The organism is Roseococcus sp. YIM B11640 (assembly GCF_049727625.1).
Taxonomy (GTDB): Bacteria; Pseudomonadota; Alphaproteobacteria; order Acetobacterales; family Acetobacteraceae; genus Roseococcus.
Genome location: NZ_JBBJOZ010000001.1, coordinates 87,030 through 99,874, shown reverse-complemented (window position 1 = coordinate 99,874; position 12,845 = coordinate 87,030). Strand labels below are relative to the sequence as shown.

The window sequence follows — 12,845 nt, the reverse complement described above, 5'->3', positions numbered from 1 at the left end:
GCTCAGCCCCGCTCGGGATGGCCTTCCCAGCCTGCCTTGCGCTCGTAGTGCTTATAGTACTTGTCGGTGACCTGGTCCGTCATGACCACGATCGCGACGTCGGTCGTATTGAACTGCGGGTCCAGAACCGCGCCATCGCCCACATAGCCACCCAGGCGCAGATAGCCCTTGATGAGCGGCGGCAGCGCCATCAGCGCGGCCTTCGCGTCGTAGCTGCCGCGCGGCAGCCGGTCCATGTCGAGATAGCGGGATTCCAGGGCCCGCGGCCGCAAGTGCTCCGGCGCCATGTGGTGCTGGGCGAGGTAGGAAAGCTGTTCGGCATTGGCGTCGAGGTCGAGGCCCTGCAGGCTCGCGCAGCCGAACATCACCGCGATCTTGTGATTGAAGACGTAGGCCGCGATGCCCTGCCACAGCAGCTGCAGCGTGCCCCGCGTGCGATAGTCGATCGCCGTGCAGGAGCGGCCGAGCTCGAGAATGCCGCCCGGATAGTTCAGCAGGGTGCTGATGTCGTACTCGTCCTGCGAGTAGAACTGTCCGATCCGCTGGGCGGCGCTGCGCCGGATGAGCCGGTACGTGCCCACCACGGATTCCGGCCCTGCGCCGCGGTCATGGTCCACGACCAACAGATGGTCGGCCACTGCGTCGTAGCCGTCGGCGTCCAGTTTGCTGAGGGCGGTAGCGGCGTCGGGATGGGCGCCCATTTCCTCGTAGAACACGCGATAGCGCAGCGCCTGCGCCGCCAGCACTTCCCATTCCTCGGTCGCCACCCGCACGCCGAGATTGCCCGCACGCAGCTCCGGGAAAGGAGGCGGCCCGAACGTGAAGACCTGGCTCATCGGCGCTTGCCGGGCCGCGCCGCTGGTCCGGGTTCGGCTGCGGCGGCAGGTGCCGGCCGGCGGCCGAAGATTTCCAGGCGAAGCTGAACCATATCGAACCCCAGGCGCTGCGCGATCTTGCGCGCCAAGGCGTCATGTTCCGCGTCCTGGAACTCGATCACGTTGCCTGTGTCCACGTCGATCAGGTGGTGGTGAATGCCGCGGTCGGCGGGGTCGAAGCGCGCCCTGCCGCCGCCGAAGTCGCGCCGCTCCAGAATGCCCTTTTCTTCGAGCAGGCGGACGGTGCGGTACACGGTCGCGACCGAAACACGGCTGTCGAGCGCCACGGCGCGGCGGTAGAGCTCCTCCACATCCGGGTGGTCTTCGCTCTCGGACAGGACACGGGCGATGAGGCGACGCTGACCCGTCATCTTCAGGCCGCGCTCGATGCACATGCGCTCGATCCGGGAAGTCGTCTCGCTAATGTCCCGCTCCCCCATCGTCCCTGTCGCCATCACCCTAGATCGGATCGTCAGCCCTTAGCAGGGGACTCGCCCTTGCGCGACTGGGTACCCAGCCCGATCTGCTTGGCAAGCGACGAACGATGCTTGGCATAGTTCGGCGCGACCATCGGGTAATCGGGCGGCAGACCCCACTTATCCCGGTACTGGTCGGGCGTCATACCATAGGAGGTCTGGAGGTGGCGCTTGAGCATCTTCAGCTTTTTGCCATCCTCGAGGCAGATGAGATAGTCGGGCGTGATCGACTTCTTCACCGGCACTGCGGGCGGCTTCTTCTCGGCTTCAACCCTGACCGGAACGGTGCCGAGCGAGGACAGGGTGCGATGCACATCCACGATGAGCGCGGGCAGGTCATTCACCGAAACCGGGTTGTTCGACACATGCGCGGAGACAATTTCAGCGGTCAGACCCAAAAGGTCGCCGGCGGAAGAGCTTTCGGACATATCGGCGGTTCCCATTCAACTCAAATTGCTGCGAAAGGCTTAACTCCATTTCTGCCGTTTCTGCAAGGCATGCTTCCCGCTTGAACGATGCGCCGGGATTATAGCAAGGAAATTGATGGATCGGACATGACGCAATTAATCGATGTCTCGAAAGACACTTGCCCCATGACCTTCGTGCGCGCGCGCCTCCAGCTCGACCGCATGGGCGCGGGCGAGGTGCTTGAAATCCGCTTCCGGGGTGAAGAGCCGCGCCGCAATCTTCATCGCAGCTTCGCCGAGCAAGGCCATGAGATCGTTTCGCTCGACGTGGCCGAGGATGGAAGCGGCCGCCTTCTGATCCGCAAGGGATCGTGACTTTGATCCCGGCGGCGGTGGTGCCGCAAATCAATTCCAATGACTAATTCAGAGAGCGAAACGTAGCACTCCGGCATCTTGTCCGGGTCCGTAATAATTCGGCCGCCTTCCTATCCGGACAAATCCGGCCAGAGTATAGAGCGCAACCGCGGGTTGATTCGCCTCCGCAACCTCCAGGAATACTTCCGTCACCCCTGCCGCGGCGGCGAAAGCCAGCGCTTCCGCCAGAAGGGTGCCGCCCAGACCCTGCCGCCGGTCCCCCGGGCGCACCGCCAGGGTCAGCACCTCGGCTTCCCCCATGACGTGACGCATCAGGATGAAGCCCTTGTCCTCGGTCCTGAGCCCATAGACCCCCGGCATTGCGAGCAAGGTGCGGAATGCGGGGGCCGACCACGCGCGTCCGGCCGCGCTGTCGGCCGCGAAGGCGGCCTCGTGGATCTCCGCCAGCAACTCTTCCTCGCCGGGCTGGACGGCGACCGGCTTCATGTCGTGGCCGGCGGCTCGACATAGAGGGGTTCGGCGGCGCGGCCCGGCAGTTCGCCCGAAAAGCGCCTTGCGGCCACGCGGGCCAGGGCGGCGGCATCGATCCCGCGCCCGTCTCCCAACGCCACGGGCCATCCCCGCGCGGCCATCCGCGACGCCGCGCGCGGTGCGCCGTCGCCGACCAGGCGCGTCAGGACCTCCGGCTGCGGCAGCGCGTCCTCCTCCACGACGACCGGCCCGCCCTCGGCGCGGAGGCCGGGGGCGAAGCGTTCGAGGAACAGCTGCCCGCGCCGGTTCTCGGTGGCGGCCCAGACCGGGCCGGGACCATGCTCCGCCGCGGCCAGCGCCTCCCCCGTCGTGACGGCCATGACCGGGATGCCACGGGCGGCGGCGAGGCCCTGGGCGAGCGAGATCGCGGTGCGCAGGCCGGTGAAGCTGCCAGGGCCGACCCCTACGGCGACGGCATCGATCTCACCCTGCAGGACCGCTTCCGCCAGGGGGGGCAGCGCGGCAGCCTGGCCATGGGCGCCCTCGGCGACGCGCTCGGCGACCACGTGCCCGTCCTCGACCAGGGCGGCGAGAGAGCGGGAGAGGGCGGCGTCGAGGACGAGAAAGCGCATGCATCCGCATCGCATCCGGCGCGGAGTCCCGGCAACCCTGCGCTTGGCGCGGATGCCCGCCTCAGCCGAGCCGGCGCAGCCAGGTCCGCAGCGTCACCAGCGCGGTGAGCCAGCCCAGTCCGGCCGCGAGCAGCGGCAACAGGGCGAGGCCGAGCCAGGGCAGGTCCGAAAGCGTGGCCTCGCGGGCCAGCGCCACCGGCACCGCCTCGCGCGCCAGCAGCCAGAGCACGGGCAAGGCGATGGCGAGCCCATAAACCGCGCCCAGGCCGCAGAGCCAGGCGAGCCGGCGGGCGAACCGGCCGGCGATGTCGCGGTCGCGGGCGCCGAGCTCATGGAGAATCTCGATCGTCTCGCGCCGCGCGGAAATCCCGGCGCGGGTCGCCACGGCCACGAGGGCGCCGCCCACCAGCCCGGTGATGAGCAGCAGCGCGATTGACAGCACCCGCATGCCCTCCGCGAGCCGCAGGACCTGCCGCACAGCGCCGCCCTGCCCGTCGAGCTGAGCGCCCGGAATGTCCTGCACTAGGTCGAGGAAGGGCGTCTGGTCGGCCTCGGGCCGCAGGGTCACCGAGATCATGCGCGGCAAGGGCAGGCCCGGAACCTCGCCCAGCCAGGGGGCCAGCAGCTCGCGCAGCCGGTCCTCGGGGACGAGCGTGGCCTGCGCGGTTCCCGGCAGCCCGGCCAGGCGCTCCACGACCGGGCCGGCGTCGGCATCCGCGGGGAGCTGCAGCAGCAATTGCCCGGCCGTGCCCTGCGCCCAGCGGGCGGCCAGGGCGCCTGCCCCTTCCGTCCCGGCGATGGCCAGCGCGGCCAGCAGCGCCATGGCGGCCACCAGCGCCGGCAGCAGCCGGTCCGACAGGGCGCGGCGCAGGCCCAGGGGGTCGCGGCCCCGGAGCTGCCGCATGCGCGGGATATCACTCATAGCCGACGAGCCTCCCGGCCTCGAGCCGCAGGGCGGGGGCGGGATATTCGACCGGCAGGATCTCGCTGTGGGTGGCCACCACGACGGTGGTTCCCAGGCGATGCATCTCGCGCAGCAGCGTGATGACGCGCCGGGCCTGGACCTCGTCGAGATTGCCCGTGGGTTCGTCCGCGACCAGCAGGGCGGGGCGGGAGACGACGGCGCGGGCGAGCGCGAGGCGCTGCTGCTCGCCGCCCGAAAGCGCGGCGGGCAGCGTCTCGGCCCGGTCCAGCAGGCCGACCCAGCGCAGGATTTCCCGGACGTCGGCGACCAGCCTGGCCTCGCTGACGCCCTGGATCCTCAGCGGCAGGGCCGCGTTCTCGAAGGCCGAGAGGTGCGGCAGCAGCCGGTAGTCCTGGAACACCACGCCGATGCGCCGCCGGAGCGCGGGAAAGGCGCGACGGGGCAGGCGGCCGATATCGGCGCCGAGCACCTCCACATCGCCCTCCGTCGCGCGGAGCGAGAGCTGCATCAAGCGCAGGAGGCTGGACTTGCCGGCGCCCGATGGCCCCAGCAGCCAGGTGAAGCTGCCGGGCTGCAACAGGAAGTCGATGCCGCTCAGGGCCCAGGCGCCCCGCCCCTCCGGATATCGCAGGCCGACTCGCGAAAAACGCACCATGAGGGAAGTTTCACAGCGCCTTTCATCATAAAGCAAACAGGAGGTTGCAGGATCAGCGCGGCCTTGGCACATGCGAATCGAGATGGACATCAACTGCCCCGCCTGCGCTGCTTTGTACCGCGTGCCGGAGTCGATGCTGGCCAGTGGCCGCCCCCTGCGATGCGGCCTGTGCCAGCACGAATGGGTTCCCGCGCGGCCGGCCGCGGAGCCCGCGGCGATGCCCGTGTCGGTTCCCGTGGAAGCTCCGCCGCCTCCGCCTGCCCCCCCGCCGCCCGAGCCGGAGCCCCCATCCGAGCCGGCTCCAGCCCCGGCGCCGACTGTCACCGAGGCGCGGCCCGCCGAGGAGCCCGTCAGCCGGCCGCTCCGCAAGCCGCCGCCGCTCATCCCGTCGGACGGCATGCCGCCCCCGACGCATCGCGGCCCGCCCCATCTCGCGACCCGGCGCTTGCCCGAGACCGCCAAGCCGCCCGCGCGCCGGGCGGCCCTGCCCCTGGCCTGGATCGCCAGCGTCGCCGCCGTCCTGGTCCTGGTCGCCTGCCTGGTCCTGTACCGGGCGCCGATCGCCGCCGCCTGGCCGCCCTTCGCGCGTCTGGCCGGGCTCCTCGGCGGGTGAAGCGGTCCTGCTGCGGCTGGCGAAACATGCTGTATTGTGACGTGATGCCGGGATGCTCGGCCCGGGCGTGCCAGAATCCCACATTGCGGGCTTGCCACGCATCGCGGGGCGGCCTAGTGCGCCCCACGCATACGTGATAACCCGCCCGGGCCGGTGCCCAGGCGCATCCCAGCCGCAGGTCCCCGAACGACGGGGAACGGCTGGCAGCAGGAGAGCAGGTAAATGAGCGAGACCGCCGACAAGGTGAAGAAGATCGTCGTTGAGCATCTGGGCGTCGACGAGGCGAAGGTGACCCCCGAGGCTTCGTTCATCGATGATCTCGGTGCGGACAGCCTCGACACGGTCGAGCTGGTGATGGCCTTCGAGGAGGCGTTCGGCGTCGAGATTCCGGATGACGCGGCTGAGAAGATCCAGACCGTCAAGGACGCCATCGAGTTCATCGAGAAGCAGCAGGCCGCGGCCTGATTCTCGTCCACGGGTAGGGAACGTCCATTGTTCGCGCAGGGCTTCGCGCCGCGCCGCGTCGTGGTCACCGGCATGGGGATCGCGAGCCCGCTCGGGCTCGGGATCGAGAATGTCTGGAAGCGCCTGACGAACGGTGAAAGCGGCATCTCGGCCATCCAGGCCTTCGATACCAAGGATCTTCCGGCGCGCATCGCCGGGCAGGTCCCCACGGGCGTGAAGGCCGACGGCAAGCTCGACCTTGCCGAATGGATCCCCGTCAAGGACCAGAAGAAGATGGACCGCTTCATCCAGCTCGCGCTGGTGGCGGCCATCGAGGCGGTCGAGGATTCCGGCTGGATGCCGGAAGCCGAGGAAGACCGCTGCGCGACCGGCGTGATGATCGGCTCGGGCATTGGCGGTCTCCAGACCATCCAGGAGACCTCGGTGCTTGTCGCCGAGGGCCGGACGCGGCGCATCTCGCCCTTCTTCATCCCGGCCTCGCTGATCAACCTGGCCTCCGGCCATGTCTCGATCCGCTATGGCTTCAAGGGTCCGAACCACTCCGCGGTCACGGCCTGCGCGACGGGCGTGCATGCCATCGGCGATGCTTCCCGCCTCATCGCGCTCGGCGATGCCGAGGTGATGGTGGCCGGCGGCGCCGAATCCGCGATCTGCGAGCTCGGCATCGGCGGCTTCTGCGCCTCGCGCGCGCTGTCCACCGGCTTCAACGACACGCCGACGGCGGCCTCCCGCCCCTGGAGCAAGGATCGCGACGGCTTCGTCATGGGCGAAGGCGCCGGTGTCCTGGTGCTCGAGGAGTACGAGCACGCCAAGAAGCGTGGCGCCAAGATCTATGCCGAGGTCATCGGCTACGGCATGTCGGGCGACGCCTACCACATCACCGCCCCGCCGGATGATGGCGACGGCGCCTTCCGCTCCATGAAGGCCGCGATGCGCGACGCCGGCGTGACGGCGGATCAGGTGCAGTACGTCAACGCCCACGGCACCTCGACCTTCGCGGACGATGTGGAGCTGCAGGCGGTGGAGCGGCTGTTCGGCGACGCGGCGAACAAGCTGGCCATGTCGTCCACCAAGTCGGCCATCGGGCATCTGCTCGGCGCGGCGGGCGCGGTGGAGGCGATCTTCTCCATCCTCGCGATCCGCGACGATGTGGCCCCGCCCACCCTGAACCTCGAGGATCCGTCGCGCGAAAGCCCGATCGACCGCGTGGCCAAGGTGGCGCAGGAGCGCAAGATCGACGTGGCGCTGTCCAACAGCTTCGGCTTCGGCGGCACCAATGCCTCGGTGGTGTTCCGGGGCGCGCCCTGACGCGCCCGGCATGAACGCAACCCAGCAGCCGGCCGGGGTTTAGTTCCGGCATGCTGCGCGCGCTGGGTCTTCTCGGCGCCCTCCTCGTCATGCTGGCCGTGGGCGCCGGCTTCTGGGGATGGGACGCCTATTCGCGGCCGGGTCCGCTGTCCTCCCCCGCCACGGTCGTCATTCCGCGCGGCGGGACAGAGGCCATCGCCGCCGCCCTGCGCGAGAAGGGCGTCATCGGCGACCCCCGAATCTTCGCCGCCGCCGCCTGGATCACCCGCGACCAGGGCCCGCTCCGCGCGGGCGAATTCGCCTTCGACGCCGCCGTCCCGATGGAGGAGGTGCTCCGCATCCTGCGCGAGGGTCGGATGGTGCAGCATCGGCTCACCATCCCCGAGGGCCTGACCGCCCGGCAGATCGCCGCCATCCTGGAACGCGCCGATACCCTGGCCGGCGAGGTCCCGGCCATCCAGGAAGGCGCCCTGCTTCCCGAGACCTATACCTTCACCCGGGGCGACACGCGCGCCTCCATCGTCCGCCGCGCCACGGCGGCCATGGACCAGGCCCTGGCCGAGGCCTGGGCCTCCCGCGCGCCAGACCTGCCCCTCGCCACTCCTCGCGAGGCGCTGATCCTGGCCTCCATCGTCGAGGAAGAAACGGGCGTGGCTTCGGAGCGGCCGCTGGTGGCCGGCGTCTTCGTGAACCGGCTGCGCCGCGGAATGATGCTGCAGTCGGACCCCACCGTGGCCTATGGCGTGTCCCAGGGCGTACCGCTGGACCGGGCGCTGACCCGCGCGGACCTCGATTCATCTCACCCCTACAACACCTATCGCATCCGCGGCCTGCCGCCCGGCCCCATCTCCTCGCCGGGCCGCGACGCCCTGCGGGCGGTGACCCGGCCCGAGGCGACCGACTACCTGTACTTCGTGGCCGACGGCAGCGGCGGGCACGCCTTCGCGCGAACGCTGGATGATCACAACCGGAACGTCGCTCGCTGGCGCGAGATGGGTCGCCCCACGCCGCCCCCGCCCCGGAGGGCCGCGCCATGACGCTTCCGCTGACTATCCTCGCCTGGGGCTGCGTGCTGGGGCTGGTGCACGTCTTCGCTGCCGCCACCATCAAGACAGCGCAGTACGGCCTGAAATGGAACATGGGCGCGCGCGACGAGACGTTGCCGCCGCCCAGTCCGCTCGTCGGCCGGCTCACGCGCGCCCAGGCCAATTTCTTCGAGACCTTCCCCGTGATGGCGACCGCCGTGCTGATCGTGCACGCCGCCGGCCTGGAGAGCAGCTGGACGAACTGGGGCGCCGTCATCTGGCTGGTGGCGCGGATCCTGTTCCTGCCGATCTATGCGATGGGCATCCCGGGCGTCCGCAGCGCGGTCTTCCTGGTCAGCTTCGCGGGCCTGCTCATGGTGCTGGTTCCCGCGCTGCTCTGAGGCCGTGGAAGGCGCCGGGACAATAGCTTTGTCCGATAGGCGTGACATTGCCCCCGCTTCATGCTGCCCTTTGCACAATCCGCGGTCAGAGGCGCTCCGCGCCGCCTGATTCCGGCCTGGCCGGCCGTTGCCGGCCCACCGAAAACGAGCAGGAATCCAACCATGTCCCGCAAGCAGATGGCACTCGCCACCCTCGTTCAGCCCAACGGAAACCATCTCGCCGCCTGGCTCGCGCCCGAGGCGCAGCCGGATGCCGGCACGGACATCGCCTGGTGGCAGCGCATGGCGCAGATCGCCGAGCGCGGGAAGTTCGACCTCTTCTTCATCGCGGATACGCCCACCGTCCGCACCGACAACATGAAGATCTGGAGCCACGCGCCCACCTTCATGAACCAGCTCGAGCCGCTGACCATGCTCTCGGCCGTCGCGGGCGCGACCAGCCGCATCGGCCTCGGCGCCACGGCCTCGACCAGCTTCAACGAGCCCTACAACGTCGCGCGCTACTTCGCCTCGCTCGACCACATCTCGCATGGGCGCTCGGCCTGGAACGTCGTGACCTCGGCCAATGACTACGCGGCGAAGAACTACGGCCACGCCAAGCTCGCTCCGCATTCCGAGCGGTACGAGCGCGCGGAGGAGTTCGTCGACGTGGTGAAGCAGCTCTGGGATTGCTGGGAGCCCGACGCCTTCATCTACGACCGCGAGCAGAAGCTGACCTTCGACCCCGCGAAGTTCCACATCGTCGACCACCAGGGAAAGCATTTCCGGGTGAATGGCGGCCTCAACATCGCGCCCGTGCCGCAGGGCCATCCCGTCATCATCCAGGCGGGCGCGTCCGACACGGGCCGCGAGCTCGCCGCCAAGACGGCCGAGGTGGTCTTCGGCACCTCCGCCACGATCAAGGGCGCCGTGGAGTTCTACAAGGATCTCAAGGGCCGCATGGCGAAGTACGGCCGCCATCCGGACGAGCTGAAGATCATGGGCGGCATCACCGTCATCGTCGGCGACACGCAGGAGGAGGCGGAGGAGCGCAACCGCCAGTACATGGAGCTGCTGCACCCCGCCGTCGGCGTCATGCGCCTCGGCCAGGATCTGGAGACCGACCTTTCCGACCTGCCGCTGGACGAGCCGGTGCCCGAGGACCGCATCCCCGCCACCAGCAACCACCATCAGGCCTATTTCGCCGAGATCGCCGGCCTGATCCGCGAGGGGCTGACGCTCCGCCAGGTGGCCATGCGCTACAACCGCAGCAAGGCCACCTTCTGCGGCTCGCCGACCCAGGTCGCCGACGTGATGCAGGAATGGGTCGAGGCCGGCGCCTGCGACGGCTTCATGGTCACCTTCCCCGTCATGCCGACCTGCCTCGCCGATTTCGTGGACAAGGTGGTGCCCGAGCTCCAGCGCCGCGGCCTGTTCCGCGAGGAATACACGGGCACGACGCTGCGCGAGCATCTCGGCCTCTCCAAGCCCGTAAACCGCAACCTCGCCGCCGCGACGCGCACGGCCGCCGAATAGGAGACTTCATGACGATGCTGACCCGCCGCGCGGCCTTCGCCGCCAGTTCCGCGCTGGCCCTGCCCTCCCTGGCCCGTGCGCAGACGGCGACAGGCCCCTGGCCGAACCGGCCGGTCCGCATCGTCATCGCCTTCGCGGCCGGGGGCTCGCTGGACGCGATCGGCCGCTCCTACGGGCGCTTCATGGAGCGCGAGTTCGGTCAGCCCTTTGTCGTGGATAACCGCAGCGGCGCGGGTGGTCGGATCGGCACCACCTACACGGCCCGCGCGCCGGGCGATGGCTACACCGTCATCATCACCAGCAGCGCGGCCCATGGCGTGGCGCCGAGCCTCTATTCCGACCTCCAGTACCACCCGATGAACGACTTCACGCATCTCGGGCTGGTGTGCAGCGGGCCGATGGTCTTCCTCGCCAACGTCAACGCGCCGTATCGCGACCTCGCGGGCCTCGTCGCCGCCGTGAAGGCGCGCGGCACGCCGGCGAGCTTCGGCTCGGGCGGCATCGGCAGCCTCGGGCACCTGACGGGCGAGCTGGCGGGCCGCACGCTGGGCATTCCGGTGCAGCACATCTCCTATCGCGGCTCGGCACCCGCGCAGACGGACCTGATCGCGGGCCAGCTGGAACTGATCTCGGACAACATGTCCTCGCACGGCGCCCAGGTGCAGGCGGGGCGGGTGCGCTGCCTCGCCGTGGCCTCGCGCGAGCGGATGGCCGAGTACCCCGATGTCCCGACCTGGGCCGAGCAGGGCTATCCGCAGATGGTGGCGAATGCCTGGTACGGCCTGTCCGGCCCCGCCGGCATGCCCGCGGACATCGTGGCCAAGTGGAACCAGGGCCTCGCGGGCTGGCTGGCGACGACCGAGGCCAAGGATCTGCTGAAGGGTATGGCGATGACGCCCGAGGGCCGGATGAGCCCGGCCGAGTACACCGCCTTCGTCGACAGCGAGGTGAAGCGCTGGGGCGAGGTCGTGCGCGCCGCCAACATCCGCGTCGAATCATAGGCTTAGGGGCTGCGCCGGGGCGCCGCCTTACTATCTTACTATCTTACCGGAACGCGCTGCCGCGGGTCGGCGGACAAACTTCGCCCCATCGCGATTCAGGAACTGGGAACATATTCCCGTACGGTCAAGCCTTCGCGGTGGCCGCCAGCCAGCCGCCGCCCACGACCAATGCGAGCGCGGCCATCACGTTCCAGCCCATCCGCCCCTCGCCCGTGGCGATCAGCAGCAGCGTCGAGGCCACCGGCACGGCATAGGCCAGCGTGCCGAGCAGGCGCGGGTCGCCGCGCTTCATGCCGATGTCCCAGAGGAAGAAGGCCGCGCCGATGGGCCCCAGTCCGAGCAGCAGCGCCGCCACCCATTGGCGGCCATCCGGCACCACGCTCGGCTCCACCGCCAGATGCGCCAGCAGCGCCAGCATGGCCGCGCCCGCGCAGAAGCCCACCACCGCCGCCGTGGGCACCGAGGACAGCCGCTTCGCCAGCACCGAATAGAGGGCCCAGACCACCGCGCAGCCCACGGCGCAGAGGAAGCCGAACCAGGCATCGGCCGGGAAGTTCACGCCGCCGCCCAGCAGCAGCGCGCAGCCGGCGAAGCCCAGAGCCACGCCCGTCAGCCGCCGCGCGCCCAGGCGCATGCCCAGGATCGGGCCCGCGAAGAGCACGATCAGCAGCGGCCAGAGGTAGTTCAGCAGATTCGCCTCGACGGCCGGCGCATAGGCGAGCGCCGCGAAGTAGAGCGCGTGGTAGCCGAAGAGCCCGCCGATCCCGTGCAGCCAGGCGATGGGCTTCTGCCGAAGCGCGCCCAGATCCCCGCGCAGCGCCAGCACCACGAGCCCGAGCGTGCCCGCGACGCCGAAGCTCATGGCCGTCAATTGCAGCGGCGGCACGCCCGCGGCCAGCCTCGACAGCAGGGCGAGGACGGACCAGAGGACCAGGGCGCCGATGCCGGCGAAAGTTGCGCTCAAGCGGAATCCGGAATCAGGCTGGCTGGGGCAGCGCCTTGTAGGGAAGGGGGGCGAAGCGGGTCACGAAGTACTGCATCTTCTGCCACACCTTCTGCTGAACGTAAGGGTCCTCGGCCCAGAAGGCGCGGGCCTCCTCCTCGGTCGGATGGCGGGTGATGGCGATGGAGCCCGTCATCTCGCCCTTCGCGTTCAGCAGCGCGCCGCCCAGCGCCAGCGTGCCGTCGGCGGCCAGGCCGCTCACCCGCTTCATATGCGCCTCGCGCGCCGCCATGCGGCGGGCCAGCGCACCGGCATCCGTGCCGTCCTCGGCGATGATCACGCTGTGGGTCGGCCTGGGCGGCGTCGGGCCGCTGGTCGGCAGGGGCTGGTAGGGCAGCGGCGCGATGCGGAAGGGCCGCGCCTCGTAGCTCTGCCACACGCCCTCGCGCGCGAAGGGCTCCTCCTGGAGGTATTCCTTCGCGCCCACCTCATCCTCCTCGCCGAGGATCATGATGGAACCCGCGACCGAGCCGTCGGCGCGGAAGGTGGGGAAGCCGAGGCTCAGACGCCCCTGCTCCGCCCAGCGCGTGATGACGGCGATGTGCCTGTCGCGCACCGCCATGCGGCGGTCCAGCGCGTCCTTGTCGGTCCCATCCCAGGCAATGATCGCGTAGCCCATTGTTTTCTCCCTCAGACGCCGGATGCGCGCTCCGCGCTTGGCTTCGCCGCGCTGCTGGCTCGCCCGGCGGCACGGGCTT

General features: G+C 69.8%; 17 protein-coding genes. 8 read left to right on the top strand and 9 right to left on the bottom strand.

Going from position 1 to position 12,845, the window contains the following annotated elements; all coding sequences use genetic code 11:
• Positions 1 to 2: 2 nt before the first annotated feature.
• From WJM96_RS00505 to WJM96_RS00495, 3 genes are read right to left on the bottom strand one after another with little or no spacing between them, the layout of a single operon-like run.
• Positions 3 to 836 carry a GNAT family N-acetyltransferase gene (locus WJM96_RS00505; protein ID WP_424810457.1) on the bottom strand — a complete coding sequence of 278 codons (834 nt, stop codon included), beginning with the start codon at positions 834 to 836 and terminating at the stop codon, positions 3 to 5.
• Entirely contained in the window at positions 833 to 1,315 is a 483-nt protein-coding gene (locus WJM96_RS00500) for a Fur family transcriptional regulator (RefSeq protein WP_424810456.1), read from the bottom strand. Before WJM96_RS00500 ends, WJM96_RS00505 begins: the two co-directional genes overlap by 4 nt.
• A 32-nt stretch (positions 1,316 to 1,347) precedes the next feature.
• On the bottom strand, positions 1,348 to 1,779 hold the full coding sequence (locus tag WJM96_RS00495) for a MucR family transcriptional regulator (protein WP_424810455.1): 432 nt from the start codon (positions 1,777 to 1,779) through the stop codon (positions 1,348 to 1,350).
• An 87-nt stretch (positions 1,780 to 1,866) separates the two neighbouring features.
• Between WJM96_RS00495 and WJM96_RS00490 the strand changes: the two genes are divergently transcribed.
• On the top strand, positions 1,867 to 2,133 hold the full coding sequence (locus tag WJM96_RS00490; RefSeq protein ID WP_424810454.1) for a sulfurtransferase TusA family protein: 267 nt from the start codon (positions 1,867 to 1,869) through the stop codon (positions 2,131 to 2,133).
• Positions 2,134 to 2,181: 48 nt separating this feature from the next.
• Here the strand turns inward: WJM96_RS00490 and WJM96_RS00485 are convergent, their stop codons facing one another.
• From WJM96_RS00485 to WJM96_RS00470, 4 genes are all read right to left on the bottom strand, one after another.
• On the bottom strand, positions 2,182 to 2,619 hold the full coding sequence (locus tag WJM96_RS00485; RefSeq protein ID WP_424810453.1) for a GNAT family N-acetyltransferase: 438 nt from the start codon (positions 2,617 to 2,619) through the stop codon (positions 2,182 to 2,184).
• Positions 2,616 to 3,236 (bottom strand): tRNA (adenosine(37)-N6)-threonylcarbamoyltransferase complex dimerization subunit type 1 TsaB, encoded by a 621-nt coding sequence (gene tsaB / locus WJM96_RS00480; RefSeq protein WP_424810452.1) that lies wholly within the window; start codon positions 3,234 to 3,236, stop codon positions 2,616 to 2,618. The genes WJM96_RS00485 and tsaB overlap by 4 nt, the downstream gene beginning before the upstream one ends.
• Positions 3,237 to 3,297: 61 nt before the next feature.
• Positions 3,298 to 4,158, bottom strand: coding sequence for a cell division protein FtsX (locus tag WJM96_RS00475; protein ID WP_424810451.1), 861 nt, complete (start codon positions 4,156 to 4,158; stop codon positions 3,298 to 3,300).
• Positions 4,151 to 4,816 (bottom strand): cell division ATP-binding protein FtsE, encoded by a 666-nt coding sequence (locus tag WJM96_RS00470; protein ID WP_424810450.1) that lies wholly within the window; start codon positions 4,814 to 4,816, stop codon positions 4,151 to 4,153. Before WJM96_RS00470 ends, WJM96_RS00475 begins: the two co-directional genes overlap by 8 nt.
• A gap of 70 nt (positions 4,817 to 4,886) precedes the next feature.
• On the opposite strand from WJM96_RS00470, the gene WJM96_RS00465 reads away from it, so the two are divergent.
• The 7 genes from WJM96_RS00465 to WJM96_RS00435 all read left to right on the top strand — a co-directional run bounded on the left by WJM96_RS00465 (position 4,887) and on the right by WJM96_RS00435 (position 11,144).
• Positions 4,887 to 5,429 (top strand): zinc-ribbon domain-containing protein, encoded by a 543-nt coding sequence (locus WJM96_RS00465; protein WP_424810449.1) that lies wholly within the window; start codon positions 4,887 to 4,889, stop codon positions 5,427 to 5,429.
• Between the two features lie 222 nt (positions 5,430 to 5,651).
• Positions 5,652 to 5,894 (top strand): acyl carrier protein, encoded by a 243-nt coding sequence (locus WJM96_RS00460; RefSeq protein WP_424810448.1) that lies wholly within the window; start codon positions 5,652 to 5,654, stop codon positions 5,892 to 5,894.
• A 27-nt stretch (positions 5,895 to 5,921) separates the two neighbouring features.
• A complete protein-coding gene (gene fabF, locus WJM96_RS00455) occupies positions 5,922 to 7,202 on the top strand; it encodes a beta-ketoacyl-ACP synthase II (protein ID WP_424810447.1) in 1,281 nt (426 codons plus the stop codon).
• A 50-nt stretch (positions 7,203 to 7,252) separates the two neighbouring features.
• Entirely contained in the window at positions 7,253 to 8,239 is a 987-nt protein-coding gene (gene mltG / locus WJM96_RS00450) for an endolytic transglycosylase MltG (RefSeq protein WP_424810446.1), read from the top strand.
• Positions 8,236 to 8,628, top strand: coding sequence for an MAPEG family protein (locus tag WJM96_RS00445; RefSeq protein WP_424810445.1), 393 nt, complete (start codon positions 8,236 to 8,238; stop codon positions 8,626 to 8,628). The genes mltG and WJM96_RS00445 overlap by 4 nt, the downstream gene beginning before the upstream one ends.
• Positions 8,629 to 8,790: 162 nt before the next feature.
• Positions 8,791 to 10,143, top strand: coding sequence for an LLM class flavin-dependent oxidoreductase (locus WJM96_RS00440; RefSeq protein WP_424810444.1), 1,353 nt, complete (start codon positions 8,791 to 8,793; stop codon positions 10,141 to 10,143).
• An 8-nt stretch (positions 10,144 to 10,151) separates the two neighbouring features.
• Positions 10,152 to 11,144: a Bug family tripartite tricarboxylate transporter substrate binding protein gene (locus tag WJM96_RS00435; protein WP_424810443.1), complete on the top strand. Its 993-nt coding sequence runs from the start codon at positions 10,152 to 10,154 to the stop codon at positions 11,142 to 11,144.
• A 124-nt stretch (positions 11,145 to 11,268) separates the two neighbouring features.
• On the opposite strand, the gene WJM96_RS00430 is transcribed toward WJM96_RS00435, so the two are convergent.
• Together WJM96_RS00430 and WJM96_RS00425 are read right to left on the bottom strand one after the other, a co-directional pair.
• Complete coding sequence (locus WJM96_RS00430) at positions 11,269 to 12,108, bottom strand: DMT family transporter (protein WP_424810442.1); 840 nt, start codon at positions 12,106 to 12,108, stop codon at positions 11,269 to 11,271.
• 13 nt (positions 12,109 to 12,121) lie between these two features.
• Positions 12,122 to 12,766 (bottom strand): YciI family protein, encoded by a 645-nt coding sequence (locus WJM96_RS00425; RefSeq protein WP_424810441.1) that lies wholly within the window; start codon positions 12,764 to 12,766, stop codon positions 12,122 to 12,124.
• Positions 12,767 to 12,845 lie beyond the last annotated feature (79 nt).

Bases quoted from the DNA above. Each gene is read 5' to 3' on its own strand.
- WJM96_RS00505 (WP_424810457.1), bottom strand. From the start codon at position 836: ATGAGCCAGGTCTTCACGTTCGGGCCGCCTCCTTTCCCGGAGCTGCGT.
- WJM96_RS00500 (WP_424810456.1), bottom strand. From the start codon at position 1,315: ATGGGGGAGCGGGACATTAGCGAGACGACTTCCCGGATCGAGCGCATG.
- WJM96_RS00495 (WP_424810455.1), bottom strand. From the start codon at position 1,779: ATGTCCGAAAGCTCTTCCGCCGGCGACCTTTTGGGTCTGACCGCTGAA.
- WJM96_RS00490 (WP_424810454.1), top strand. From the start codon at position 1,867: ATGCGCCGGGATTATAGCAAGGAAATTGATGGATCGGACATGACGCAA.
- WJM96_RS00485 (WP_424810453.1), bottom strand. From the start codon at position 2,619: ATGAAGCCGGTCGCCGTCCAGCCCGGCGAGGAAGAGTTGCTGGCGGAG.
- tsaB (WP_424810452.1), bottom strand. From the start codon at position 3,236: ATGCGCTTTCTCGTCCTCGACGCCGCCCTCTCCCGCTCTCTCGCCGCC.
- WJM96_RS00475 (WP_424810451.1), bottom strand. From the start codon at position 4,158: ATGAGTGATATCCCGCGCATGCGGCAGCTCCGGGGCCGCGACCCCCTG.
- WJM96_RS00470 (WP_424810450.1), bottom strand. From the start codon at position 4,816: ATGGTGCGTTTTTCGCGAGTCGGCCTGCGATATCCGGAGGGGCGGGGC.
- WJM96_RS00465 (WP_424810449.1), top strand. From the start codon at position 4,887: ATGCGAATCGAGATGGACATCAACTGCCCCGCCTGCGCTGCTTTGTAC.
- WJM96_RS00460 (WP_424810448.1), top strand. From the start codon at position 5,652: ATGAGCGAGACCGCCGACAAGGTGAAGAAGATCGTCGTTGAGCATCTG.
- mltG (WP_424810446.1), top strand. From the start codon at position 7,253: ATGCTGCGCGCGCTGGGTCTTCTCGGCGCCCTCCTCGTCATGCTGGCC.
- WJM96_RS00445 (WP_424810445.1), top strand. From the start codon at position 8,236: ATGACGCTTCCGCTGACTATCCTCGCCTGGGGCTGCGTGCTGGGGCTG.
- WJM96_RS00440 (WP_424810444.1), top strand. From the start codon at position 8,791: ATGTCCCGCAAGCAGATGGCACTCGCCACCCTCGTTCAGCCCAACGGA.
- WJM96_RS00435 (WP_424810443.1), top strand. From the start codon at position 10,152: ATGACGATGCTGACCCGCCGCGCGGCCTTCGCCGCCAGTTCCGCGCTG.
- WJM96_RS00425 (WP_424810441.1), bottom strand. From the start codon at position 12,766: ATGGGCTACGCGATCATTGCCTGGGATGGGACCGACAAGGACGCGCTG.